This window comes from Kitasatospora sp. NPDC049285, from assembly GCF_040678815.1.
In the GTDB taxonomy this organism is placed as follows: Bacteria; Actinomycetota; Actinomycetes; order Streptomycetales; family Streptomycetaceae; genus Kitasatospora.
Genome location: NZ_JBFAQR010000013.1, coordinates 1 through 21037, shown reverse-complemented (window position 1 = coordinate 21037; position 21037 = coordinate 1). Strand labels below are relative to the sequence as shown.

At 75.0% G+C, this 21037-nt stretch carries 22 protein-coding genes; 13 read left to right on the top strand and 9 right to left on the bottom strand.

All coding sequences use genetic code 11. From position 1 onward, the window contains the following. Nucleotides 1–206: 206 nt before the first annotated feature. The 4 genes from AB0K51_RS11635 to AB0K51_RS11620 all read left to right on the top strand — a co-directional run bounded on the left by AB0K51_RS11635 (nt 207) and on the right by AB0K51_RS11620 (nt 7194). Nucleotides 207–845 (top strand): alpha-ketoglutarate-dependent dioxygenase AlkB, encoded by a 639-nt coding sequence (locus AB0K51_RS11635; protein ID WP_363453181.1) that lies wholly within the window; start codon nt 207–209, stop codon nt 843–845. A gap of 228 nt (nt 846–1073) precedes the next feature. Continuing rightward, on the top strand, nt 1074–1799 hold the full coding sequence (locus AB0K51_RS11630) for a hypothetical protein (RefSeq protein ID WP_363453179.1): 726 nt from the start codon (nt 1074–1076) through the stop codon (nt 1797–1799). A gap of 187 nt (nt 1800–1986) precedes the next feature. Next, nucleotides 1987–3885, top strand: a complete 1899-nt coding sequence (locus AB0K51_RS11625) for a DNA polymerase Y family protein (protein ID WP_363453177.1) — start codon at nt 1987–1989, stop codon at nt 3883–3885. A gap of 99 nt (nt 3886–3984) precedes the next feature. Further along, nucleotides 3985–7194, top strand: a complete 3210-nt coding sequence (locus AB0K51_RS11620; protein WP_363453175.1) for an error-prone DNA polymerase — start codon at nt 3985–3987, stop codon at nt 7192–7194. Between the two features lie 58 nt (nt 7195–7252). Here AB0K51_RS11620 and AB0K51_RS11615 read toward each other — a convergent pair whose 3' ends face one another. Both AB0K51_RS11615 and AB0K51_RS11610 read right to left on the bottom strand, forming a co-directional pair. Continuing rightward, the gene (locus AB0K51_RS11615; RefSeq protein WP_363453173.1) at nt 7253–8029 is read right to left on the bottom strand and encodes a TIGR03084 family metal-binding protein; all 777 of its coding nucleotides are present in this window, start codon (nt 8027–8029) and stop codon (nt 7253–7255) included. A gap of 123 nt (nt 8030–8152) precedes the next feature. Further along, a complete protein-coding gene (locus AB0K51_RS11610; protein WP_363453171.1) occupies nt 8153–8689 on the bottom strand; it encodes a PaaI family thioesterase in 537 nt (178 codons plus the stop codon). Here AB0K51_RS11610 and AB0K51_RS11605 point away from each other — a divergent pair. Both AB0K51_RS11605 and AB0K51_RS11600 read left to right on the top strand, forming a co-directional pair. Next, nucleotides 8669–9073: a hypothetical protein gene (locus tag AB0K51_RS11605; protein ID WP_363453169.1), complete on the top strand. Its 405-nt coding sequence runs from the start codon at nt 8669–8671 to the stop codon at nt 9071–9073. The genes AB0K51_RS11610 and AB0K51_RS11605 overlap by 21 nt on opposite strands. A gap of 90 nt (nt 9074–9163) precedes the next feature. Beyond that, nucleotides 9164–9805 carry an NAD(P)H-binding protein gene (locus tag AB0K51_RS11600; protein WP_363453167.1) on the top strand — a complete coding sequence of 214 codons (642 nt, stop codon included), beginning with the start codon at nt 9164–9166 and terminating at the stop codon, nt 9803–9805. Nucleotides 9806–9840: 35 nt separating this feature from the next. Here AB0K51_RS11600 and AB0K51_RS11595 read toward each other — a convergent pair whose 3' ends face one another. Together AB0K51_RS11595 and AB0K51_RS11590 are read right to left on the bottom strand one after the other, a co-directional pair. Then, nucleotides 9841–10593 carry a hypothetical protein gene (locus AB0K51_RS11595; RefSeq protein ID WP_363453165.1) on the bottom strand — a complete coding sequence of 251 codons (753 nt, stop codon included), beginning with the start codon at nt 10591–10593 and terminating at the stop codon, nt 9841–9843. A gap of 82 nt (nt 10594–10675) precedes the next feature. Further along, nucleotides 10676–11458: a class III extradiol ring-cleavage dioxygenase gene (locus AB0K51_RS11590; RefSeq protein WP_363453163.1), complete on the bottom strand. Its 783-nt coding sequence runs from the start codon at nt 11456–11458 to the stop codon at nt 10676–10678. 88 nt (nt 11459–11546) lie between these two features. On the opposite strand from AB0K51_RS11590, the gene AB0K51_RS11585 reads away from it, so the two are divergent. Then, a complete protein-coding gene (locus AB0K51_RS11585) occupies nt 11547–12026 on the top strand; it encodes a MarR family transcriptional regulator (RefSeq protein ID WP_363453161.1) in 480 nt (159 codons plus the stop codon). Between the two features lie 27 nt (nt 12027–12053). Here the strand turns inward: AB0K51_RS11585 and AB0K51_RS11580 are convergent, their stop codons facing one another. Continuing rightward, nucleotides 12054–13148 carry an exo-alpha-sialidase gene (locus tag AB0K51_RS11580; protein WP_363453159.1) on the bottom strand — a complete coding sequence of 365 codons (1095 nt, stop codon included), beginning with the start codon at nt 13146–13148 and terminating at the stop codon, nt 12054–12056. A gap of 139 nt (nt 13149–13287) precedes the next feature. Between AB0K51_RS11580 and AB0K51_RS11575 the strand changes: the two genes are divergently transcribed. Continuing rightward, nucleotides 13288–14043, top strand: coding sequence for a pirin family protein (locus AB0K51_RS11575; protein WP_363453157.1), 756 nt, complete (start codon nt 13288–13290; stop codon nt 14041–14043). A gap of 178 nt (nt 14044–14221) precedes the next feature. On the opposite strand, the gene trxA is transcribed toward AB0K51_RS11575, so the two are convergent. Further along, nucleotides 14222–14602, bottom strand: a complete 381-nt coding sequence (gene trxA / locus AB0K51_RS11570) for a thioredoxin (RefSeq protein WP_363453155.1) — start codon at nt 14600–14602, stop codon at nt 14222–14224. A 186-nt stretch (nt 14603–14788) separates the two neighbouring features. Between trxA and AB0K51_RS11565 the strand changes: the two genes are divergently transcribed. The 4 genes from AB0K51_RS11565 (at nt 14789) to AB0K51_RS11550 (ending at nt 17472) form a co-directional block, all read left to right on the top strand. Then, the gene (locus AB0K51_RS11565) at nt 14789–15397 is read left to right on the top strand and encodes a hypothetical protein (protein WP_363453153.1); all 609 of its coding nucleotides are present in this window, start codon (nt 14789–14791) and stop codon (nt 15395–15397) included. Between the two features lie 169 nt (nt 15398–15566). Further along, entirely contained in the window at nt 15567–16226 is a 660-nt protein-coding gene (locus tag AB0K51_RS11560) for a sigma-70 family RNA polymerase sigma factor (protein WP_363453151.1), read from the top strand. Further along, nucleotides 16223–17065: a zf-HC2 domain-containing protein gene (locus AB0K51_RS11555; RefSeq protein WP_363453149.1), complete on the top strand. Its 843-nt coding sequence runs from the start codon at nt 16223–16225 to the stop codon at nt 17063–17065. Before AB0K51_RS11560 ends, AB0K51_RS11555 begins: the two co-directional genes overlap by 4 nt. Before the next feature lie 137 nt (nt 17066–17202). Further along, nucleotides 17203–17472, top strand: a complete 270-nt coding sequence (locus AB0K51_RS11550; RefSeq protein WP_363453147.1) for a DUF1876 domain-containing protein — start codon at nt 17203–17205, stop codon at nt 17470–17472. Nucleotides 17473–17504: 32 nt separating this feature from the next. Here the strand turns inward: AB0K51_RS11550 and AB0K51_RS11545 are convergent, their stop codons facing one another. Further along, nucleotides 17505–18710: an FAD-dependent oxidoreductase gene (locus AB0K51_RS11545; protein ID WP_363453145.1), complete on the bottom strand. Its 1206-nt coding sequence runs from the start codon at nt 18708–18710 to the stop codon at nt 17505–17507. Nucleotides 18711–18919: 209 nt separating this feature from the next. Here AB0K51_RS11545 and AB0K51_RS11540 point away from each other — a divergent pair, with 209 nt between their 5' ends. Then, the gene (locus AB0K51_RS11540) at nt 18920–19705 is read left to right on the top strand and encodes a VOC family protein (protein WP_363453143.1); all 786 of its coding nucleotides are present in this window, start codon (nt 18920–18922) and stop codon (nt 19703–19705) included. Nucleotides 19706–19724: 19 nt separating this feature from the next. Here the strand turns inward: AB0K51_RS11540 and AB0K51_RS11535 are convergent, their stop codons facing one another. Next, entirely contained in the window at nt 19725–20546 is an 822-nt protein-coding gene (locus tag AB0K51_RS11535) for a DUF2470 domain-containing protein (protein ID WP_363453141.1), read from the bottom strand. A 110-nt stretch (nt 20547–20656) separates the two neighbouring features. Continuing rightward, nucleotides 20657–21037: IS110 family transposase (locus tag AB0K51_RS11530; RefSeq protein ID WP_363453139.1), on the bottom strand; the 381-nt coding region annotated here is incomplete at its 5' end.

Genomic DNA, 21037 nt, shown 5'->3' with positions numbered 1-21037 from the left:
CACCCCGTCCGCGGCACCCGCGCACTCCCTGCCGGGCCCGGTCAGCGCGGCTGCACGGTGACGGGGAGCCGGTCGGGGCGGCTCACCCCGGCCATCACCTCCTTGACCTGGTGGCCAGGGACGGGCCGCAGCTGCCAACCCGGTCGACCGGGAAGACCCGACCATGTGAATCGTACGGATGTTCGAACAAGGCGTACGCTGGCGCCATGAGCTACCAGCTGCAGGGTTCGCTGTTCGATGCCGCGGGGGTCGAGGGGGAGGTGCGGCTCGGGCCGCTGGCGGGGGTGGAGCGGACGGAGCTGGGGCAGGGGGCGTGGATCGACGTGCTGCCGGGGTGGGTGCGCGGGGCGGACCTGCTGTTCGAACGGCTGGTCGTGGGGGTGCCGTGGCGGGCCGAGCGGCGCGAGATGTACGACCGGGTGGTCGACGTGCCCAGGCTGCTGGCGCACTACGGGGAGGGGGCCGGGCTGCCGGATCCGGTGCTGGGGCGGGCCCGGGAGGCGCTCAGCGGGTACTACCTGCGCGAGCTGGGGGAGCCGTTCGCCACCGCCGGCCTGTGCTACTACCGGGACGGGCGGGACAGCGTGGCCTGGCACGGCGACCGGATCGGCCGGGGCGACCGCGAGGACACCATGGTGGCGATCGTCTCGGTGGGGGAGGCGCGGCCGCTGCTGCTGCGGCCCCGGTACGGCGGCGGGCCGGTCCTGCGGCGTGCGGTCGGCCACGGCGACCTGCTGGTGATGGGCGGCTCCTGCCAGCGCACCTGGGAGCACGCGATCCCGAAGAGCAGCCGTCCGGTCGGCCCGCGGATCAGCATCCAGTTCCGCCCGCGCGGCGTCCGCTGAGACCGTCACCGAGCGTCGCCGAACGGGTGTTTCTGCAGCTCAGTCAGATTCTCGGACTTGAATATTTGCGAACGAGTGTTCGATGCTGGAGTCGTGCAAATGTTCGAACCTGATTCGCTCGACCTGTCCGGGACCGGCGGTTTCGCCCCGGCCGCGCCCGCCCGCCCGGCGGCTCGTGTTCGAACGCTTGCCCCCGTGACGGTGGGTAACGGAGTCGACGGTCGAACGGTGGTTCCGCTGCGGCCGAACGTCTCCGCCCTGCCCGGGTGGAAGGCCGCCGCGACGCCGTCGTCGCCGCAGCCCTCGGCGCCGTCGACCGAGCCGGAGCTGCTGCCCGTGCTGCCCGCCCTGGCACCGCTGCTGCCCGGCGGCGGGCTGCGCCCCGGCACCGCCGTCTCGGTCACCGGCGACACCGGACTGCTGCTCGCCCTCGGCGCCGGCGCGTTCACCGAACCCGAGCACCAGGGTGCGAGCCGCTGGGCCGCCGCCGTCGGACTGCCCGAACTCGGCCTGGCCGCCGCGGCCGGCTACGGCTACGACCTGCGCCGCCTGCTGCTCGCCGACCACCCCGGGCAGCACTGGCCCGAGGTGGTCGCCGCGCTGGCCGGCGCGGTCGGCCTGATCCTGCTGCGCCCCACCGGACCGGTCGCCCCGGCCCTCGCCGCCCGCCTCGCCGCGGTCCTGCGCCGCGGCCGCTGCGCGCTGCTGGTCGCCGGGCCGTGGCCCGGTGCGACGCAGCGCCTGAGCGTCCGGACCGGCCGATGGTTCGGCCTCGGCGACGGGCACGGCCAACTGCGCGGCCGCCAGGTCGAGGCCGTCGCCGAAGGCCGCGGCACCGCCACCCGCCCCCGCACCGCGCACCTCTGGCTCCCCGACGAGCACGGCACCGCCCGCCCCGTCGACGCCACCGAAACCCCCCTCCCCCTCACCCGCCCGACCCTGGCGGCGGTCTGACATGCCCGCCGGCCCGGAACCGGCCACCGGTTCGACGAGGCGTCAGGCCGAACCCGGGCCGCCGCCCGGTGACGGGGCCGCCGTCGTCGACCTCGCGCAGTGGCGGGAGCGATCGCCCCGGTCCCCTCGACCCCGTCCACCCCGTCCACCCCGTCCGCCCCGCCACCGATCCCGGTCTCCTCAGCTGATGAAACACTCCTCTCCGATCCCCAAGCCGCCGAAGCCCTGGAGCCGCGACGGCGCGGGTCCGCTGTGGGGGACGTCGCGCGACGGGGAGGCCGCGGGGCCGGGGGCGACGGCGCAGCGGGTGCTGGTGGTGTGGTGTCCGGACTGGCCGCTGGTGGCGACCGCGCCCGCGGGCGGGGACGTGACCGCGGTCGCGGTGGTGGCGGACGGCCGGGTGCTGGCGTCCTCGGACGCGGCGCGGGCGGCCGGGGTCCGGCGCGGCATGCCGTTGCGGCTGGCGCAGCGGTACTGCCCGGAGCTGCGGCTGCGGGACCGCGACGAGGAGGCGGAGGCGCGGCGGTTCGAACCGGTGGTCGCGGCGGTGGAGGCGTTCACCCCGCGGGTGGAGGTGCTGCGGCCGGGGCTGTGCGCGATCCCGGTGAAGGGCCCGGCCCGTTACTTCGGCGGCGAGGAGTCGCTGGCCGGGCAGATCCAGGACGCGGTGGCCGCCGTGCTCGCCCTGACCTGGCCGGTCACCGCGCCCGCCCCCGCGGAGCAGCCCGCCGACGAACTGACCGGCGAGGACGCCGAACCGGCCTGGGTCGGCGAGGTGTTCACGGACCCGGAAGGCGATCGCACCCCGCCCCTCACGGTGGTCGACGGCACCTCCCGGCCCGACCCGGGCACTCCCGCCGCACCGCTGCCCGCCGAGCCGCCTGCCGCACCGCCGGGCATCAACGTGCCATATCCGGAAGCGAGTTCGCCGCCGGCCGCGCCGCCCCGCGGGCTGGTGGGGATCGCCGACGGCCTGTTCGCCGCGGTGCTGGCGGCCCGGGTCGAGTCGGTGGTGCCGGCCGGGCGGACGCCGGAGTTCCTGGCGCCGTACCCGGTGTCGGCGCTGGGCGACCTGGAGTTGGCGGAGCTGCTGCACCGGCTGGGCATCGACACGGTCGGGGCGTTCGCGGCGCTGTCCGCGGACGCGGTGGCCAACCGGTTCGGCCCGGGCGGCACCGCCGCGCACCGGCAGTCCCGCGGCCTGGACCCCCGTCCGCTCGCCCCCAAGGACCAGGGGCTGGACCTCGGGGTCGAGCAGGTCTTCGACCCGCCGGAGGAGCTGGCGGAGCCGCTGGTGTTCGTCGGCCGGACCCTGGCGGAGCAGCTGCACGCCCGGCTGGCCGGGGTCGGCCTGGCCTGCCAGCGGGTGTCGGTGGAGGTGGCCTGCGTCAGCGGGCGCTCCGCGGCCCGGCTGTGGCAGCACGAGGGGCGGCTGTCGGCGGCGGCGCTGGCGGAGCGGGTGCGCTGGCAGCTGGGCGCCTGGCAGTCCGCGGGGACGTTCACCGACGCGGACGGCGGCTTCACCGTGCTGCGGCTCGTCCCGGACGGCCTGTTCCCGGACCGGGGGCGGCAGTTGGCGCTCTGGGGCGAGGCGGTCGCGGAGGACCGGGTGGAGCGCGCGGTGGCCCGGGTGCAGTCGCTGCTCGGCTACGCCGGGCTGCGGCGCGGCGAACCGGCCGGCGGGCGCGGCCCGGACGAGCAGCAGGTCCGCCTGCCGTGGGACGAGTCCGCCACCGGTGCGGGCGGGACGACGGCGCCGGACGCGTCCTGGCCCGGCCGGCTGCAGGACCCGGCGCCGTCCGTGGTGCCGCCCGCCCCGGTGCAGGTGACGGTCCTGGACCGCGACGGGCAGCCGGTCACCGTGGACGGCCGGGCCGAGGTGTCCGCCGCGCCGCACCTGGTCGAACTGCACGGCCGCACCCTGACGGTGATCGGCTGGACCGGCCCGTGGCCCGCCGTCGAACGCTGGTGGGACCAGCGCACCGCCCGCCGCCGGGCCAGGATCCAGGTCGCGGTCGACGGCGGCCGCGCCCTGCTGCTCACCGTGGAGGGCGGCCGCTGGTACGTGGAGGGGGCCTATGACTGAAGCCAGCCGACGGAACTGACGGCACGTCAGTCAGCAAGCGGTGCCCCGGGGGGGAGCGCCGGCACCATCAGCCACCCCGAGACCGGAGCACCACCCGCGATGGGATTCACCAGCCACCCCTCGCTCCCCTGGACCGAGTTGCAGCGCCGGATGTCCGGCATCCGCACCCCGGACGGGCCCGCGCAGCCGCACCCGCCGGCGGAACGGCAGCCGCAGCCCAGGCCCCAGGACGCCGTCCCCTGGGCGGAGTTGCACGTCCACTCGGCGTTCAGCTTCCTGGACGGCGCCAGCGACCCGGAGCAACTGGTCGACGAGGCCGTGCGGTTGGGCGTCGAGACGCTGGCGCTCACCGACCACGACGGGTTCTACGGGGTGGTCCGGCTGGCCGAGGCGGCGCGGCGCGCCGGGATCGGCACGGTCTTCGGCGCGGAGCTCAGCGTCGCCGCGGACGACCACCTGCTGGTGCTGGCCCGCGACCCGGAGGGCTACCGGCGGCTGTCGGCGGCGATCAGCGCCGCCCAACTGCGCGGCGGCGCCAAGAACAACCCGACGTACGACTTCGCCGAACTCGCCGAGGCGCACGAGGGCCACTGGGCGGTGCTCTCCGGCTGCCGCCGCGGCCGGGTCCGGCACGCCCTGGCGACCGCCGGGGAGGACGCGGCGGAACGCGAACTGCGCACCCTCACCGAGGCGTTCGGCGCGGAGAACGTGTACGTCGAGCTGATCGACCACCGGTTGCCCGGCGACGACCTGCGCAACGACCGGCTGGCCGCGCTGGCGGAGCGCACCGGGCTGCCGACGGTGGCCAGCAACAACGTCCACCACGCCGCACCCGCCCAGGGCAGGCTGGCGCAGACCCTGGCCGCGCTGCACGAACGCCGCACCCTGGAACAGGCCGCCCCGTACACGATGGCGTCCGGCACCGCGCACCTGCGCTCCGGCCGGGAGATGGCCCAGCGGCTGCGGCGCTTCCCCGGCGTCCGGCAGGCCACCGCCGAACTGGGCCGGGCCTGCGCCTTCGACTTCGCCAAGCTCGACCCGCAACTGCCCGGCTACCCCGTCCCCGAGGGCCACACCGAGACCAGCCACCTGCGCGCCCTGGTCGCCGCGGCCGGACCGCTGCGCTTCGGCGCCGACAACGAGGACGCCCGCCGCCAACTCGCCCGCGAACTCGACGTGATCGAGACCCGCGACCTGGCCGGGTACTTCCTGATCGTCCACGACATCGTCGACTTCTGCCGCCGCGAGGACATCTGGTGCCAGGGCCGCGGCTCGGCCGCCAACTCCGCGGTCTGCTACGCCCTCGGCATCACCGCCGTCGACCCGATCGCCTACGGCCTGCTGTTCGAACGCTTCCTCAGCGTGGCCCGGGACGGCCCGCCCGACATCGACCTGGACATCGAGAACCGCCGCCGCGAGGAGGTCATCCAGTACGTCTACGGCCGCTACGGCCGCGGCCACGCCGCCCAGGTCGCCAACGTGATCACCTACCGGCCGCGGCTCGCCCTGCGCGACGCCGCCCGGGCGCTCGGCTACCCGGCCGAGCAGGTCGACGCCTTCACCCGCCAGGTGGAGTTCCACGGCACCGTCCGGGACGACGCCGTCATCCCCGCTGACGTCGTCGACATCGGCAGCCAACTCCACGGCCTGCCGAGGCACTTGGGCATCCACTCGGGCGGCATGGTGCTCACCCGGGAGCCGGTCGGCCAGATCTGCCCCACCGAGTGGGCCCGGATGCCGGGCCGGTCCGTGCTGCAGTGGGACAAGGACTCCACGGCCGGCGCCGGACTGGTCAAGATCGACCTGCTCGGCCTCGGCATGCTCGCCGCCCTGCACGACACCTGCGACCTGATCGAGCGGCACTACGGGCGGCGGATCGACCTCGCGTCCATCCCCCAGCACGATCCGCAGGTCTACCAGATGCTCCAACGGGCCGACACCGTCGGCGTGTTCCAGATCGAGTCGCGGGCCCAGATGGCCACCCTGCCCCGGCTGAAGCCGGAGAAGTTCTACGACCTGGTGGTCGAGGTCGCACTGATCCGGCCCGGCCCGATCCAGGGCGGCTCGGTCCACCCCTACCTGCGCCGCCGGGCCGGCGTCGAACCCGTCGACATCCCGCACGAGACGATGCGGCGCGCCCTCGCCAAGACCCTCGGGGTCCCGCTGTTCCAGGAGCAGATGATGCAACTCGCCATCGACTGCGCCGGGTTCAGCCCCGACGAGAGCGACCGGCTGCGCCAGGCGATGGGCGCCAAACGCTCCCTGGAACGGGTCGCCGAACTGCGCACCCGGCTGCTGGAGGGGATGGCCGAGCGCGGCATCCCGCCCGAGGTCGCCGAGGACGTCTACACCAAGATCGAGGCCTTCTCCAACTACGGCTTCCCGGAGTCCCACGCGATCAGCTTCGCCTACCTGGTGTGGGCCAGCTCCTGGCTCAAGTACCACCACCCGGCGGCCTTCACCTGCGCCCTGCTCGCCAACCAGCCGATGGGCTTCTACTCGCCGCTCAGCCTGATCACCGACGTCCGGCGGCACGGCGTGCGGGTGCGCGCCGTCGACGTCGCGGTCAGCGCCCCCGGGCCCACCCTGGAACCGCCCTTCCACCCCTCCTTCCGGCACCCGCTCACCGCCGGCACGCCGCAGGCCGCGATCCGGCTCGGGCTCACCTCGGTGCGCGGCCTCGGCCAACCCCAGGCCGAGACCATCGTCGCCGGACGCCCCTACGCCGACCTGGAGGACTTCGCCCGCCGCACCGGCCTGGCCCGGCCCGTGCTGGAGGCGCTCGCCACCGCCGGCGCGTTCTCCTGCTTCGGCCTGGGCCGCCGTCAGGCCCTCTGGTCGGCGGGCATGTTCGCCGCGGTCGACCCGAACTCGCTGCCCGGCACCGTCCCCGGCGCGGACGCCCCGCCGCTGCCGCCGATGACCCCCGTCGAGGAGACCATCGCCGACCTCTGGGCCACCGGCAGCTCCGCCACCACCCACCCCGTCCAGCACCTGCGCGCGGCCCTGCGCCACGGCGGCGCCGTCACCGCCGCCGAACTCCAGGACGTCCCGCCCGGCACCTCCGTCGTGGTCGGCGCCCTGGTCACCCACCGCCAACGCCCGCCCACCGCCGGCGGCGTCCTCTTCCTCAGCCTGGAGGACGAGACCGGCCTGATCAACGTCATCTGCAACCGCCCGGTCTGGCAGGCCCACCGCCGCACCGTCCTGGAACGCGCAGGCCTCCTCATCCACGGCACCGTCGAACGCACCCACGGCGCCACCAACCTCATCGCCACCCGCATCAGCCCCCTGCGCATCGGCTTCTGACCGCCCCCCCGACGGGCTTGCGCGAAGGTCCGCTGACGGTTGGTCGGGCGGCGTCGGGTCAGCCCTGTGGTGGGCGGCCCGGGCCGGGAGGGCCGGCGAAGGCCTGGGCGATCGGGAGCCAGGTGCGGGCGGCGGGGCCCTCGGCGGTGAGGGCGAGGTCGTCGCGGTGGCGGCGTTGGGTGACCAGGAGGCAGAAGTCGAGGGCGGGGCCGGTCACCCGGTCGGTGGCGTCGTCCGGGCCCCAGGTCCACAACTCGCCTCCGGGGGAAAGCAGTTCGACGCGGAACGGGGCGGTCGGGGTGGCCAGCCCGTGCGCGGCGAAGGCGAAGCCGACGGTGCGGATGCCCAGGTGGGCGATGTGCCGCAGCCGGTCGGTGGGGACGCGGTCGGCGCCGAGCGCGTCGGCCACGTCCTGGCCGTGCGCCCAGGTCTCCATCAGACGGGCCGTCAGCATCGAACGGGCCTTCATCGGCGGGCCGAACCACGGCAGCCGCACCTCGTCCGGGACCGCGGCGAGCGCCTGCGCCACCTCCGTGCGGCCTTCGCGCCAGCGCCCGAGCAGCGCGGCGGGCTCCTCCCCGGCGCCCTCCGCCGCGCCCTCGTCCACCGCCGACATCCCGTGCTCGAACTCGCGGGCCAGCGCCGCCGCGAAGCCCTCCGGGTCGCGGGCCGAGAGCAGCGTCCAGCGGTCGGTCCAGGCCAGGTGCGAGAGTTGGTGCGCCACCGTCCAGCCCGCCGCGGGCGTCGCCGTGGCCAGCCCCGCCGCATCCAACCCGGCCACCAGGGAGTCGAGTTCGGCCCCCTCCGCCAGCAGGTCCCGCGCCAACCCGTCCATCCGCCACCCTTTCCCGCGACCGGTACCCCAGTCCTACCCTGCCCGCCCGCCCGACGCGAGCCCCTCGACACCCGCGTGACGGTCGTCACCGGAAGGGACGAGGGGAGGCGGGCGGCGGCGGGGTCAGAGGGGGAAGACCGCGCAGGTGGTGGTGCCGTGGGCGTAGAGCTTGCCGTTCTCGCCGATCACCCGGGCCTCGGCGGTGGCGACGGTGCGGCCCACGTGGAGGGCGGTGCCCTCGCAGCGCAGCAGGCCGGTGTCGGCGAAGACCGGCCGGACCAGATGGATGTTGAGCTGGGTGGTGGTGTAGCCGGTGCCGGCCGGGAGGCGGCTCATCACGGCGCTGCCCAGCGCGGAGTCCAGCAGGGTGGCGAGGTAGCCGCCGTGCACGCTGCCCAGCGGGTTGTACAGGTGCTCGCCGGTCTCGCCCTCGAACACCGCCGTGCCCGGGCCGGCCTCCACCAGCCGGAAGCTCAGGGTGCCGGCGATCGGCGGCGCCGGGATGCGGCCCTCGATGATCCCGCGCAGCACCTCCTCGCCGGAGAGCTCGTCATCGCCGAACTCGGCGCCTGGGCGGGCGGATGGGACCGCCGCGGACTGCAGCCCGGCCACCTCGACCCGCAGGCGCTCACCTGGGACATGCGCCGCCGCCTCCACCACGACCGCCTCCCCGCCGGCCGCACCGTGGTCGAACTGCACTTCCCGGAGGCGGTGCCGGAGCGGTTCTTCCTGCACCTGACGGCGGTCGACCCCGTCCTGTGCACCGAGGACCTCGGCCTCTCCGTCGACCTCCGGATCCGCGCCGACCTCGACGCCTTCACCCGCTGGTGGCTGGGCGAGTTGCCCTGGGGCGCCGTGCTGCGCACCGGAGCCGCCCGCCTCGACGGCCCCACCGCGCTGCGCCGCGCCTTCCCCACCTGGTTCCGCGGCTACCTCTTCGCACCGGAGTCCGCGTTCGACCCCGCGCCCGCGCCCGTAACCGTGCCGCTCGCACCCGCGACCGCGCCGCCCGCCGTCCCTGCCGCCGCGCCCGAACCCGCCTGACCGGCGTCGCACCGCCGGGTCCCCGACCGGTGGCGGCGGGCGTGGTACTGATGGTGCGGCAGCGCTGACGGAGAGTGAAGGCGGCTAGGGATGCGGGTCGCGGTCATCGGGGCGAACGGCGGGATCGGCCGGTGCGTGGTGACCGAGGCGCTGGCGCGGGGGCACCGGGTGACGGCGGTGGTGCGGCGGCCGGAGGAGTACCAGGGGCTGGCGATCAGGGTGGTGCGGGCGGACGTGCTCGACCCGGCGGACGTGGCCCGGGCGGCGGCGCAGGAACAGGCCGTGGTCAGCGCGGTCGGCGGCGGTGACGGCCCCGGACGTGGGCGGCTGATCGAACCGGCGGCCCACGCGCTGGTCGCCGGCCTGCGCCGACTCGCCGACGCCGCACCGCGGCTGCTGGTGGTCGGCGGGGCGGGCGGGCTCGAGGTCCGGCCGGGCGTGCTGCTCTGGGACGACCCGGCGCTGGCACCCCGCACCCTGGAGGTGATGCGCGCGCACGGCCGCGCGCTGGACTACCTGCGGACCGTCGCCGACCTGGACTGGACGGTGCTCAGCCCGCCGCAGAGCCTGCTCCCCGGCGAGCGCACCGGCCACTACCGCACCGCCACCGACGAGTTGGTGACCACCCCGGACGGGTTGAGCAGCATCTCCCTCCCCGACTTCGCCACCGCGCTGGTCGACGAACTCGAGCAACCCAGCCACCACGGCGAACGGTTCACCTGCGGCTACTGAACCGCCGTTCGGTCAGCGGCAGTCCACCCGCCCGCTCACATCCCGCTCGGGAAGGCGTACGAACCCGGCACGCTCACCCGCGCGTTGTCGGCCGCGGTGCCGTACACCAGGGCGATCTCGTCGTGCGCGTGCAGCGTGATCGCGGCCGGATCGCCGCTCACCGCCTGGCCGTTGACGTACGCGGTGAGGGTGTGGTCGGCGTCCGTGCGCAGCCCGCCGAGGTGGTCGGCGGAGGTGGAGACCTGCCACTCGGTGAGGAACTGGCCGAGGGTGAAGTCCGCCTGGACGGGCGACTCGACGTGGATCACGCCGCTCCCGTCGTGGGTGTGCAACGGGCTGACCTGCCCGGCCTGTTCGTCGATGCCGAGGTCGGCGGGGACCGGCACCGCCTGCCCGTTCACGTACACGTCGAGGTGGGCGTGCAGGTGCAGGGCGGTGCCCTCGGCGGTGAGCATCGGCAGTCCGGCCTGTCGGACTGCGGCCGCGGCGGCGGCGCCGCTCGGGGCGTCCCACGGCGGGGCGGTGGTCCGCCCGTCGGCGGTGGTGCGCGGTTGGGCGGGGATCGCGGCAGCGGCGGGGGAGGAGCCGGAGTGGGTGGTGGTCACCGCCATCGCGGTCACCCCGCCGAACAGCGCCAGTGCCGCCGCGCCGAGTCCGCCCCGGAGCGCGATCCGCCGGCGCCGTTCCCGGCGGGCCTCGGCGGCCCGCTCGGCGGCCAGCCGGGCGCGCCGGTCCTGCTTCGAACTCCGTTCGTGGGAGCGGTGGTTGTCGCGGCCGGAAGCAGCCATGAAGAGTCTCCTGAGGTGCGTTCCCCCCTCGGGAACCCCCCCACGTCCGGTCGACCCCCCCCCACAAGGCCCGGGTGTGACGTCAGCCGAGCTGGACGGAGCGCTTGGCCAGGCCCATCCAGAAGCCGTCGATGACGCTGCGCTGCGCGCCGAGGTCGGCCTCGCCGGCGCCGAGGGTGACGAAGAGCGGGGCGAAGTGCTCGGTGCGCGGGTGGGCGAGCCGGCCGGCCGGGGCCTTGGTCTCGAAGTCGAGCAGCGCGTCCAGGTCGCGGGCCTCCAGGGCGCGGCGGCCCCAGTCGTCGAACTCGGCCATGACGGACGTCACACGGCCGTCGGGCGAGAGGGCGCGCAGGTTGTGGGTGAAGAAGCCGGAGCCGACGATCAGCACGCCCTCGTCGCGCAGCGGCGCGAGCTTGCGGCCGATCTCCAGCAGCTTCTGCGGGTCCAGGGTGGGCAGCGAGATCTGCAGCACCGGGATGTCCGCGTCGGGGTACATCTCCACCAGCGGGACGTACGCGCCGTGGTCCAGGCCGCGGTCCGGGACGTCCTGCACCGGGGTGCCGGGGCCGCGCAGCAACTTGCGGACGGACTCGGCGAGTTCGGGCGCTCCGGGGGCGGCGTAGCGGACCTGGTAGTAGTGCTCGGGGAAGCCCCAGAAGTCGTAGACCAGCGGCACCGCGGCGGTGGCGCCGATGGCCAGCGGGGCCTCCTCCCAGTGCGCGGAGACCATCAGGACGGCCTTCGGGCGGGGCAGGTCGGCGGACCAGGCGGCGAGCTCGCCGGGCCAGATCGGGTCGTCGGCGAGCGGCGGGGCGCCGTGCGAGAGGTAGAGCGCGGGCATGCGCTCGGTGCTGGCGGTGCTCATCGTCCATCTCCCATAGTTCAAATTTGAACCTCGTGCTTTCGACGGTACACCCGAGTTCGAATTTGAACAACAAGAGTAGGATGCGGGTATGGACGAACGGCCCACGGACCAACCGCGCTGGCTCAACGAGACCGAGATGGCCGCCTGGCGGGGCTTCGTCGCGGCCACCAACCTGGTCGCCCGTCGCCTGGAGCGCCAGCTCAAGGACGACGCGGGCCTCTCCCACACCCAGTACGAGATCCTGGTGCAGCTCTCCGCCGCGCCCGGCGGGTCGCTGCGGATGACCGACCTGGCCGACCGGCTGATCACCTCCAAGAGCGGCCTGACCTACCAGGTCACCCAGCTGGAGAAGGCCGGCCTGGTCGGCCGCCGCTCCTGTCCCAGCGACGTCCGCGGCGTCTTCGCCGAGATCACCGAGGAGGGCTGGCAGGTCCTGCGCGCCGCCGCCCCCGGCCACGTCGCGGCCGTCCGCGAGGCGCTGATCGACGTCCTCAGCCCCGCGCAGCTCGCCGCCCTGGCCGAGAGCCTCGGCACCGTCAGCGACCGCCTGCGCGCCACCGACGCCTGACCGCCGCGCGGCCCCGCGCGGGGAGCGTCAGAGCGCCGCGGCCCGGACGCACAGGACGTCCGGGAGGTGCGAGGTGAGCAGGGACCAGTGCTCGCCGCCGTCCGGGGAGCCGTACACCTCGCCGTTGCGGTTGCCGAAGTACACGCCGGCCGGGTCGGCGTCGTCGGTGCAGAGCGCGTCGCGCAGCACCACGCCGTAGTGCTGCTCCACCGGCAGTCCGGTGGCCAGCGGCTGCCAGGTCTCGCCGGCGTCGGTGGTGCGGAAGACCCGGCAGCGGCGGTCGACCGGGAGGCGGGCGTAGTCGGCGTCGAGCGGGAAGAGGTAGGCGGTGCCGGGGGTGTGCGGGTGGGCCGCCACGCCGAAGCCGAAGTCGGCGGGGAGGTCGCCGGCGATGGACTTCCAGGTGCGGCCGGCGTCGTCGCTGCGGTAGACGCCGCCGTGGTTCTGCAGGTAGATCCGGTCCGGGTCGCCCGCGTCGCGGGCCATCTTGTGCACGCACTGGCCGAACTCGGGGAACCGCTCGGGCAGGAAGTCCGCGCGGATCCCGGCGTTGGACGGCTCCCAGCTGCGGCCCCCGTCGGTGGTGCGGTAGACGCCGCCGGAGGAGACCGCGACGGTGACGGTGTCCGCGTCGCGCGGGTCGGTGAGGACGGTGTGCATGCCCTGCCCGCCGAAGCCGGCGCCCCAGTGCTCGCGCTGCGGGTGGTCCCAGAGCGCGTCGACCAGGGTGAAGCGCTCGCCGCCGTCGGTGGAGCGGAACAGGGCGGCGGGCTCGGTGCCCGCGTAGACCACCCCGGGCGCCTCCTCGCCCGCCGGGCAGAGCTGCCAGACCCGCTCCAGCGAGGCGCCGGTCCGCTCGGGGAAGCGGACGGCCGGCTGCTCCGGCTCCTGCCAGCTCGCGCCGAGGTCGTCCGACCACCAGACCGACGGCCCCCAGTGGCTGGAATCGGCGCCCACCAGCAGCCGGGTGCGGCCGCCGCGCTTGTCGACCGCCACCGAGTAGATCGCGTTCATCTGGAAGTGCGGGCCGCTGAACTCCCAGCTCCGCCGGTCCGAACTCCGGCCGAGGAAGAGGCCCTTCTGCGTGCCCACGGCCAGCAGGACATCCCGTACGTCAGTCATGGCGAACCATCCGGAGTCGGTTGTGCGCGGTCTCGCGACAGTGTGCTCCGGGGGTCTGACAGCTGCACGGCACCGCGCCGGAATGTTCGCCGACCCGGGATGGTTTATGATTCAACAAAGACCCGAGAAGGAGGACCCGATGGCATCCACGATCGACCTGCGCCGAGCCGAGGACCGCTTCCACACCCAGGCCGGGTGGCTGGACTCCAAGCACTCCTTCTCGTTCTCCCGGCACTGGGACCCGGCCAACACCCACTTCGGCGTCCTGTTGGTCTCCAACGACGACATCGTCGCCCCGGGCACCGGCTTCGACACCCACCCGCACCAGGACATGGAGATCATCACCTGGGTGCTGGACGGCGGCCTGGTCCACCAGGACTCCGAGGGCCACAACGGCGTCATCTACCCGGGCCTGGCCCAGCGGATGAGCGCCGGCACCGGCATCCTGCACAGCGAGAAGAACGACTCCTGGACGCTCACCGGCGAGCCCGAGCACCGCGACCCGGTCCGCTTCATCCAGATGTGGACCATCCCGGACGCCGCCGGAATCGTCCCCGGCTACGAGCAGCTGGACATCAACGACCAGCTCGCCCGCGGCGGTTGGACCACCCTGGCGTCCGGCATGGCCAAGCACGCCAACCAGCGGGCGATCGGCATCCGGCAGAAGCACGCCGCGATGCACGTCTCCCGGGTGCGCCCCGGCGAGACCCTGGAGCTCGCCACCGCGCCGTTCGTCCACCTCTTCGTGGCCCGCGGCGAGGCCGCCGTCGAAGGCGCCGGCCTGCTCCACGAGGGCGACGCGCTGCGCATCACCGGTGCCGAGGGCCAGCGGGTCACCGCCGGACCGGAGGGTGCCGAGCTGCTCCAGTGGGAGATGACCGCCACCCTCAACTGACCGTCGCACCACACCCGTTCGGGCCCGTCCACCGGTGAGAGCCGGTCGACGGGCCCGAACGCACGCGCACGCCCGAAACGCACGCGCGGGGCGGGCGGGGCCGCGACAACAGGAACGCGGAAGGGGTACCGGGAGCCTTCCCGGTACCCCTTCCGCGTCAACGACCGCAGGCTGCGGCTCAGTTCTGACCGGCCTTCTGCGCCGCCACCCCGGCGTGCACCTCGGCCATGTCCAACTTCCGGGCCTGGCCGATCAGATCCTCCAGTGCGGCCTCCGGCAGCGCACCCGGCTGGGCGAACACCAACACGCCCTCGCGGATGATCGCCAGCGTCGGAATCGACCGGATGTCGAACGCCGCCGCCAGCTCCTGCTGCGCCTCGGTGTCGACCTTCGCGAAGGTGAGGTCGCCGTGCTTGTCCGACGCGCGCTCGAAGACCGGCGCGAACTGACGGCACGGGCCGCACCAGGCCGCCCAGAAGTCGATCAGGACGAAGGCCTTCCCGTCCTCACCCTGGACCACCTCGTCGAAGTTCTCCTTGGTCAATTCCACCGTGCTCATCTCGCCACCTGCCTTCCGCAGTCGGATTCGAAACCGTCCGGGTCCCTACCCGGACCCACGCCCGGCACAACCCCGCCGCCACCGGGACTATTCCATCCGCCGGAGCCGCTGAACACCCGCGCCGCGCCGTGCGTACTCCCGGGTGAACCGGCCGAACGGCCGTCCGACACCGTCCCGGGAACCGCCATGACCTACACCAGCCGACGTGCCACCCTCCTCGCCGCAGGCGCCCTCGCCGCCGCGGCCCTGGTCGCCGGGTGCGGCTCCGGCGGCTACTCCTCCAACTCCGCCAAGTCGCCCGCGTCCAGCGCCCCCGCCAGCCCCTCCGCGGGCGGGGCGGCCCTGATGACCGAGCAGAACGCCACCCTCGGCACCCTGGTCACCGACGGCCAGGGGTTCACGCTCTACCGCTTCGACCAGGACACCGCCAGCCCCTCGGCCTCGCACTGCACCGGCGCCTGCGCCACCACCTGGCCGCCCGCCCTGGCCGGTGGCGACACCAGCCAGCTCAAGGGCATCGACGCCAAGCTCGTCTCCACCGTCACCCGCGCCGACGGCAGCCACCAACTGACGCTGAACGGCTGGCCGTTGTACCGCTACGCGCCCGACACCAAGCCCGGCGACACCAAGGGCCAGGGCGTCCAGGGCACCTGGTGGGCAGCCACCCCGACCGGCGCCAAGGCGATGCCCGGCGGCGCGAGCCCGTCGACCCCGTCCACGCCGACGACCCCGTCCACGCCGACGACCCCGTCCACGCCGAGCAGCCCGTCCACCGGTGGCGGGTACGGCTACTGAGGCCGTCGTGGACTGGCGGGCCGAAGGGGTGCGGCGCGGGCGCCCGAGCCGCACCCCCGCCACGGTTATCGACACGAGCCACCCCGGACTTGAGGGTCCGGGGACGGCCCGCGGCCACCGTCCGACGCGCCCGATCGCCCCGGCGGGGCGCACGCGCGAGGATGGCGCCGTGGCCGAGCACCCCCGCGCCACCGGTCACCACGGCGGCCCCCCTCCCGCCGGCCCGCGGGCCCCGGACTCCCGCGCCGACCGGCCGCCGGCCCGTACCGTCGAGGACCGGACGACGCGGCCCGCGAGCGGCGGTCAGCCGGCCGAGGACGAGCTGATGCGGGCGCTGTACCGGGAGCACGCCGGTCCGCTGTACGGGCTGGTGCTGCACCTGGTCGGCGGCGACCGGCAGCGGGCCGAGGACGTGGTCCAGGAGACCCTGGTCCGCGCCTGGCGGCACCTGGACCGGCTCGACCCCGACCCCCACAGCCTGCGGCCCTGGCTGGTCACCGTCGCCCGGCGGATCGTCATCGACGAACACCGCAGCCGCGCCGCCCGCCCCCGCGAGGTCCCCGCCGAGGAGCTCGACCGACTGCCCGCCGTGGACCTCGGCGCCGAGGAGCAACTCGACCGCACCCTGCGGCTGATGACCGTCGCCGACGCACTCGGCGCGCTCTCCCCGCCGCACCGCGCGGCGATCGCCGAGACCTACCTGCGCGGACGGACCGCCGCCGAGGCCGCCGTCGTCCTCGGCATCCCGGCCGGCACCGTCCGCTCCCGGCTCTACTACGCCCTGCGAGCCCTCCGGCTCGCCCTGGAGGAACGGGGAGTGACACCATGACCACCCCCCACGACGACCGCCGCGACCACGACGACCCCCGCGACCGGCACAGCCGCCGCGACCACGACGACTACCCCGACCACGACGACTACCCCGACCACGACGACTACCCCGACCGGCCCGAGCACCGGGGCGACGCGGACCGGCCCGAGCGCACCGATCCGCCGCACTCGGACGTCGCCGCGTACGTCCTCGGCGTGCTCGACCCCGACCGGCGGGAGCGGTTCGCCGCCCACCTGGCCGACTGCCCGCGCTGCGCGCTCGACGCCGAGCGGCTCGCCGGGACGGCCGGACTGCTGGGAGAACTACGGGACGCCGCGCCGGAGTTGGCGGACCAGGTCGAGCCCCCGGCGGAGCTGCTGCCGCGGCTGCTGGCCGAGGTCTCCGGCGAGCGGCGGCGCGGCCGGGTGCGTCGGCTGGTGCTGGTCGCGGTCGCGGCGATCCTCGCGGTCGGTGGGCCCGCGGCCACCTGGGCGCTCACCCAGGGCAGCCAAGTCGCTGCCGCCGCCGAGCAGTTCAGTGCCACCGACCCGGCCACCGGGGTGTCCGCGAAGATCGGCGTCACCCCCGTGACCTGGGGCAGCCGGATCAGCCTCGACCTGGCGCACCTGCAGGGCCCGCAGACCTGCGACCTGGTCGCCGTCGCGGCCGACGGCGCGCGGCAGACCGTCACCAGCTGGCAGGTCCCGGCGGCCGGCTACGCGGGCAGCGCCGAGCTGAGCACCTCCGGCGGCACCGGGCTCGCCCCGTCCGCCATCGACCACTTCGAGGTCCGCGTGCTGTCCGGCCAGGCCCAGAACGGGCGGACCGTCCTGGTCACCGTCCCGGCCCAGCACTGAGCGGCACGCCCAAGCGCCGGTCCCGGCACGCTCCTGCGCCGGCTCCGGCGCGCCCCGCGCTGGCCCCGGCGGCCCGGGCGTCGCACCCTGGAAGGACCGGTCCCGAACACCCTGCTCGCACCCGGGAGGTGGCGGCCATGAGGACGCTGGTCGGATGGCACATCGAGATGGAGTTCGAGGAGGACGGCGACCGCACCAGGGCCGCCGCGATGGTCCGCCTCGCCGACGGCACGGAGGTGCGTGCGCACGGCTACTCCACCAGGCACCACAGCGACAGCCCGCAGCTGCGGGTGGGCGAGGAGGTCGCGGGAGCGCGCGCCCTCAACGACCTCGCCATGCAACTGCTCACCAAGGCGCACGGCGAACTCAAGCGGCCGACCGAGGCCCCGATCCGCCCGCTGATGTGAGGCGCCCGGGGGCCGCAGCCGTCGACGCCCCGTCAGATCTCGGTCAGCGGCACCGCCGGGTCCGCCAGCCGCTCCGGGTCCACGCTCCGCCCGGAGCGGACCAGCTCGCGGATCGGGTCGGTGACGTCCCAGACGTTGACGTTCATCCCGGCCAGCACCCGCCCGCCGGACAGCCAGAACGCCAGGAACTCCCGCCCGGCCACGTCGCCGCGGAAGACCACCCGGTCGTAGCCGCCGGGCTCCGCGTAGCCGGTGTACTCCATGCCCAGGTCGTACTGGTCGGTGAAGAAGTACGGCACCCGGTCGTAGACGGCGTCGCCGCCGAGCATCGAGGCGGCGGCGACGGCGGGCTGGTTGAGTGCGTTCGCCCAGTGTTCGACCCGGATCGGCTTCCCGAAGAGCGGATGGAAAGCGCTTGCCACATCGCCCGCCGCGAACACGTCCGGGTGCGACGTGCGCAGGTGCTCGTCGGTGCGCACGCCGTTGTCCACAGTGAGGCCGGCGGCCTCGGCGAGGGCGGTGTTCGGGCTGATGCCGACGCCGACCACGACGGTGTCGGCCGGGACGGTGCTGCCGTCGCCCAGCCGGACGCCGTCCGCGCGCAGCTCCGCGACCTGGACGCCGAAGCGCAGGTCCACGCCGTGGGCGCGGTGCAGGTCGGCGAAGACCTGGGCGACCTCGCGGCCGAGCACCCGCAGCAGCGGCAGTTCCGCGGCCTCCAGCACGGTCACCTCCGCGCCGGCGGTGCGGGCCGCGGCGGCGGTCTCCAGGCCGATCCAGCCCGCGCCGACGATCACCACGCGCGCGCCGGGCCGGAACGCCGCCCGCAGCCGGTCGCTGTCGCCGACCCGCCGCAGGGTCTGCACGAAGTCGCCGTCGCCGCCCGGCACGGGCAGCCGTCGAGGTGCCGAACCGGTGGCCAACAGCAGCTTGTCGAACGGCAGTTGCTCGCCCCCGTCGAGGGTGACGGTGTGCCCGTCCGGGTCGATCGCGGAGGCCGTGGCGCCCAGCCGCAGCGTCACGTCGTGCGCGGCGTACCAGTCGGCGGGGTGGACGAAGATCTTCTCCCGGTCGTCCTTGCCGAGCAGGTAGCCCTTGGAGAGCGGCGGCCGCTCGTACGGGCGCTCCGGCTCGTCGCCGACCAGCGTGACCGGCCCCCGGTAGCCCTGGTCGCGCAGTGCCTCGGCGGCCTTGGCCCCGGCCAGGCTCGCCCCGACGATCACCATTCCGTTGTCCATGCCTCTGTTCCTTCCCCGGTCCGTTCCCCCGACGCGTCGCACCGACCCTGTCACCGCACTCCGCACGCGCGGAGGCAGCGCGCCGTGGACCGGTGGTGACCGACCGCGATTCGCCCGCGAGGCGCACCACGGTCCGGCCGGACCGGCCGCCTAGGCTGGGTACGGGCCCGGTCGTCCGGCCGGTGGAGCTGTCGAGAGGAGCCCGCGGGATGGGTGAGCGAACGGCCAAGGTGCGCTGCGTGCCCGCGGTGCCGTGCTGGGTCAGCCTGATGGCACGCGACCTCGACGCCGCGCAGGGCTTCTACGGTCCGCTGCTGGGCTGGGAGTTCGTCCCGGGCCCGGACCGCTGGGGACCGTACGTGCGCGCGGTGGTCGACGGCGTGGAGGTCGCCGGGCTCAGCGTGGTCTCCGAGGACTGGCAGCGCCCGGTCGCCTGGACCACCTACTTCGGCATCGAGAGCGCCGACCGGGCCGCGGACGGCGTGCGCGAGCGCGGCGGCACCCTGGCGGTCGGCCCGCTGGCCTTCGACGCGGGCCGGGTGGCGCTGGCCGCCGACCCGTTCGGCGCGACCTTCGGCATCTGGGAGGGCGAGCCCGGCGCGGACACCTGGCCGGCCGACCCCTGGACGTCCGACCCCGGCGCGCCGGTCTGGATCGAGCTGCGCACCGCCGACCCGTTCGCCGCCGCGTTGTTCTACGGCGAGGTGTTCCGCTGGGACGACCGCGGTCCGGCGCATTTCGAGGTCCGGTACGAGCACGAGCGGGTGGTGCTGCGCTCGGAGGGCCGCAGCGTGGCCGCGCTGTGCGCCGCGCAGGAGGTCGGCTCGCACTGGGAGGTGTTCTTCTCGGTCGCCGACACCGACGCCGCGGTCAAGCGGGCGGTGGGCCTGGGCGGCCGGGTGCTGGACGTGCCGGCGGACTCCCCGTACGGGCGGGTGGCCCGGCTGGCGGACGCCGAGGGCGGGCGCTTCTCGGTGATCAGCCCGGAGGGGTGAGCCGTTCCCTGACGGTTCGTCAGTTCTCGCTGCCGAGCGCGGTGGTACGGCGCCGCGCGGTCGGGGCGGTGGCGTGCGCGAACAGGCGGTGCATCGCCTCGGGCAGGTCGTCCGGCCCGGTCACCGGGTGGTGGAAGTCGAAGCGGGCGTCGAGCAGTGCGGCGGGGTCGGTGCCGAGCAGGCGCAGCCGCAGTCCGCGGCGGTCCAGGGCGATCGGGCGGACCTCGCGCAGCCGGTTGGCGGGCCCGTCCCAGCCGGACGGGCCGGCGCGGTGGTCGAGGGCCTGCGCGCCGAGCACCAGCAACTGGTCGGCGTGGGCGGTGGCGAGGTGCTGCAGCAGCGGCGGCTCCTCGGCGGCGACCGGGTCGGGCGCGGCGGCGGCCAGCGCGTCCGGGTCGAGGCAGCACTCGGCGCCCCACAGGTCGTCCAGCGCCAGGTGGTCGAGCTCCAGCCGGAGCAGCGCGTGGCTGCCGGCGGCGTGGCGGCGGAAGTGGGCGGCGGGGTCCTCGGCGGGGGCGCCGGTGAGGATGCCCCGGGCCTGGAGGCGGCCGCGGATGCGGTGCGGGACGGCGACCGGGGCGACGTCGACGCAGTCGAGTTCGGCGGTGAGCGGGGTGCGGGCCAGGGCGGTGATCCGGTGCAGCGCGGACTCGCGTTCCACCAGGACCGCGACCGAGCCGTCCGGGCGCAGCGCGCAGGCGACCAGCGGCGGCAGCCCGGGCCGGGCGGCCAGGTCGGCGCCGCGGATGTCGAGCACCGCGGAGGAGGCGAACTCCAGCAGGGTGCGGGCGCGTTCGGCGGGGCTGGGGGCGGACGACCGGCGGGCGGAGTCGGGCAGCACGGGGAGCCTCCTTGGTTGCTTAGGTGAGGCTAACCTAAGTCAAGGAGGGTGGTGAGGTCCAGGCGCGGCGCGCGGGAGGGGGGTGACCGTCGGCGATGCTCCTATAGACGTCAAGCGGCAGGCGCGAGGTCGTTTCGAGTGATTCGTGCGGCTGCTGTGCTGGTGAGCGCGCGGTAGACCTCTCGTGCGACGAAGCGCTTGAGGCAACGCGTGATGTCCTTCTTCGAGAGCCCTTCCTTGGTGCGACGGGTGACGTAGGCGCGGGTGCGCTCGTCGTAGCGCATGCGGACCAGCACGATGGTGTGCAGGGCGTTGTTGGCGGCCCGGTCGCCGCCTCGGTTGAGGCGGTGGCGGTGGGTGCGGCCCGAGGATGCAGGGATCGGTGCGACCCCGGCAAGGTGCGCGAACGCGCTCTCGGAGCGCATCCGTTCGGGGTTGTCCCCGGCGGATGCGAGGAGCTGGCCGGCAGTCTCGGGGCCGACGCCGAACAG

What these genes read in the sequence shown, in the direction of transcription:
- AB0K51_RS11635 (WP_363453181.1), top strand. Translation starts at nt 207, where the DNA reads ATGAGCTACCAGCTGCAGGGTTCGCTGTTCGATGCCGCGGGGGTCGAG.
- AB0K51_RS11625 (WP_363453177.1), top strand. Translation starts at nt 1,987, where the DNA reads ATGAAACACTCCTCTCCGATCCCCAAGCCGCCGAAGCCCTGGAGCCGC.
- AB0K51_RS11620 (WP_363453175.1), top strand. Translation starts at nt 3,985, where the DNA reads ATGGGATTCACCAGCCACCCCTCGCTCCCCTGGACCGAGTTGCAGCGC.
- AB0K51_RS11615 (WP_363453173.1), bottom strand. Translation starts at nt 8,029, where the DNA reads ATGGACGGGTTGGCGCGGGACCTGCTGGCGGAGGGGGCCGAACTCGAC.
- AB0K51_RS11605 (WP_363453169.1), top strand. Translation starts at nt 8,669, where the DNA reads ATGCGCCGCCGCCTCCACCACGACCGCCTCCCCGCCGGCCGCACCGTG.
- AB0K51_RS11600 (WP_363453167.1), top strand. Translation starts at nt 9,164, where the DNA reads ATGCGGGTCGCGGTCATCGGGGCGAACGGCGGGATCGGCCGGTGCGTG.
- AB0K51_RS11595 (WP_363453165.1), bottom strand. Translation starts at nt 10,593, where the DNA reads ATGGCTGCTTCCGGCCGCGACAACCACCGCTCCCACGAACGGAGTTCG.
- AB0K51_RS11590 (WP_363453163.1), bottom strand. Translation starts at nt 11,458, where the DNA reads ATGAGCACCGCCAGCACCGAGCGCATGCCCGCGCTCTACCTCTCGCAC.
- AB0K51_RS11585 (WP_363453161.1), top strand. Translation starts at nt 11,547, where the DNA reads ATGGACGAACGGCCCACGGACCAACCGCGCTGGCTCAACGAGACCGAG.
- AB0K51_RS11580 (WP_363453159.1), bottom strand. Translation starts at nt 13,148, where the DNA reads ATGACTGACGTACGGGATGTCCTGCTGGCCGTGGGCACGCAGAAGGGC.
- AB0K51_RS11575 (WP_363453157.1), top strand. Translation starts at nt 13,288, where the DNA reads ATGGCATCCACGATCGACCTGCGCCGAGCCGAGGACCGCTTCCACACC.
- trxA (WP_363453155.1), bottom strand. Translation starts at nt 14,602, where the DNA reads ATGAGCACGGTGGAATTGACCAAGGAGAACTTCGACGAGGTGGTCCAG.
- AB0K51_RS11565 (WP_363453153.1), top strand. Translation starts at nt 14,789, where the DNA reads ATGACCTACACCAGCCGACGTGCCACCCTCCTCGCCGCAGGCGCCCTC.
- AB0K51_RS11555 (WP_363453149.1), top strand. Translation starts at nt 16,223, where the DNA reads ATGACCACCCCCCACGACGACCGCCGCGACCACGACGACCCCCGCGAC.
- AB0K51_RS11550 (WP_363453147.1), top strand. Translation starts at nt 17,203, where the DNA reads ATGAGGACGCTGGTCGGATGGCACATCGAGATGGAGTTCGAGGAGGAC.
- AB0K51_RS11545 (WP_363453145.1), bottom strand. Translation starts at nt 18,710, where the DNA reads ATGGACAACGGAATGGTGATCGTCGGGGCGAGCCTGGCCGGGGCCAAG.
- AB0K51_RS11540 (WP_363453143.1), top strand. Translation starts at nt 18,920, where the DNA reads ATGGGTGAGCGAACGGCCAAGGTGCGCTGCGTGCCCGCGGTGCCGTGC.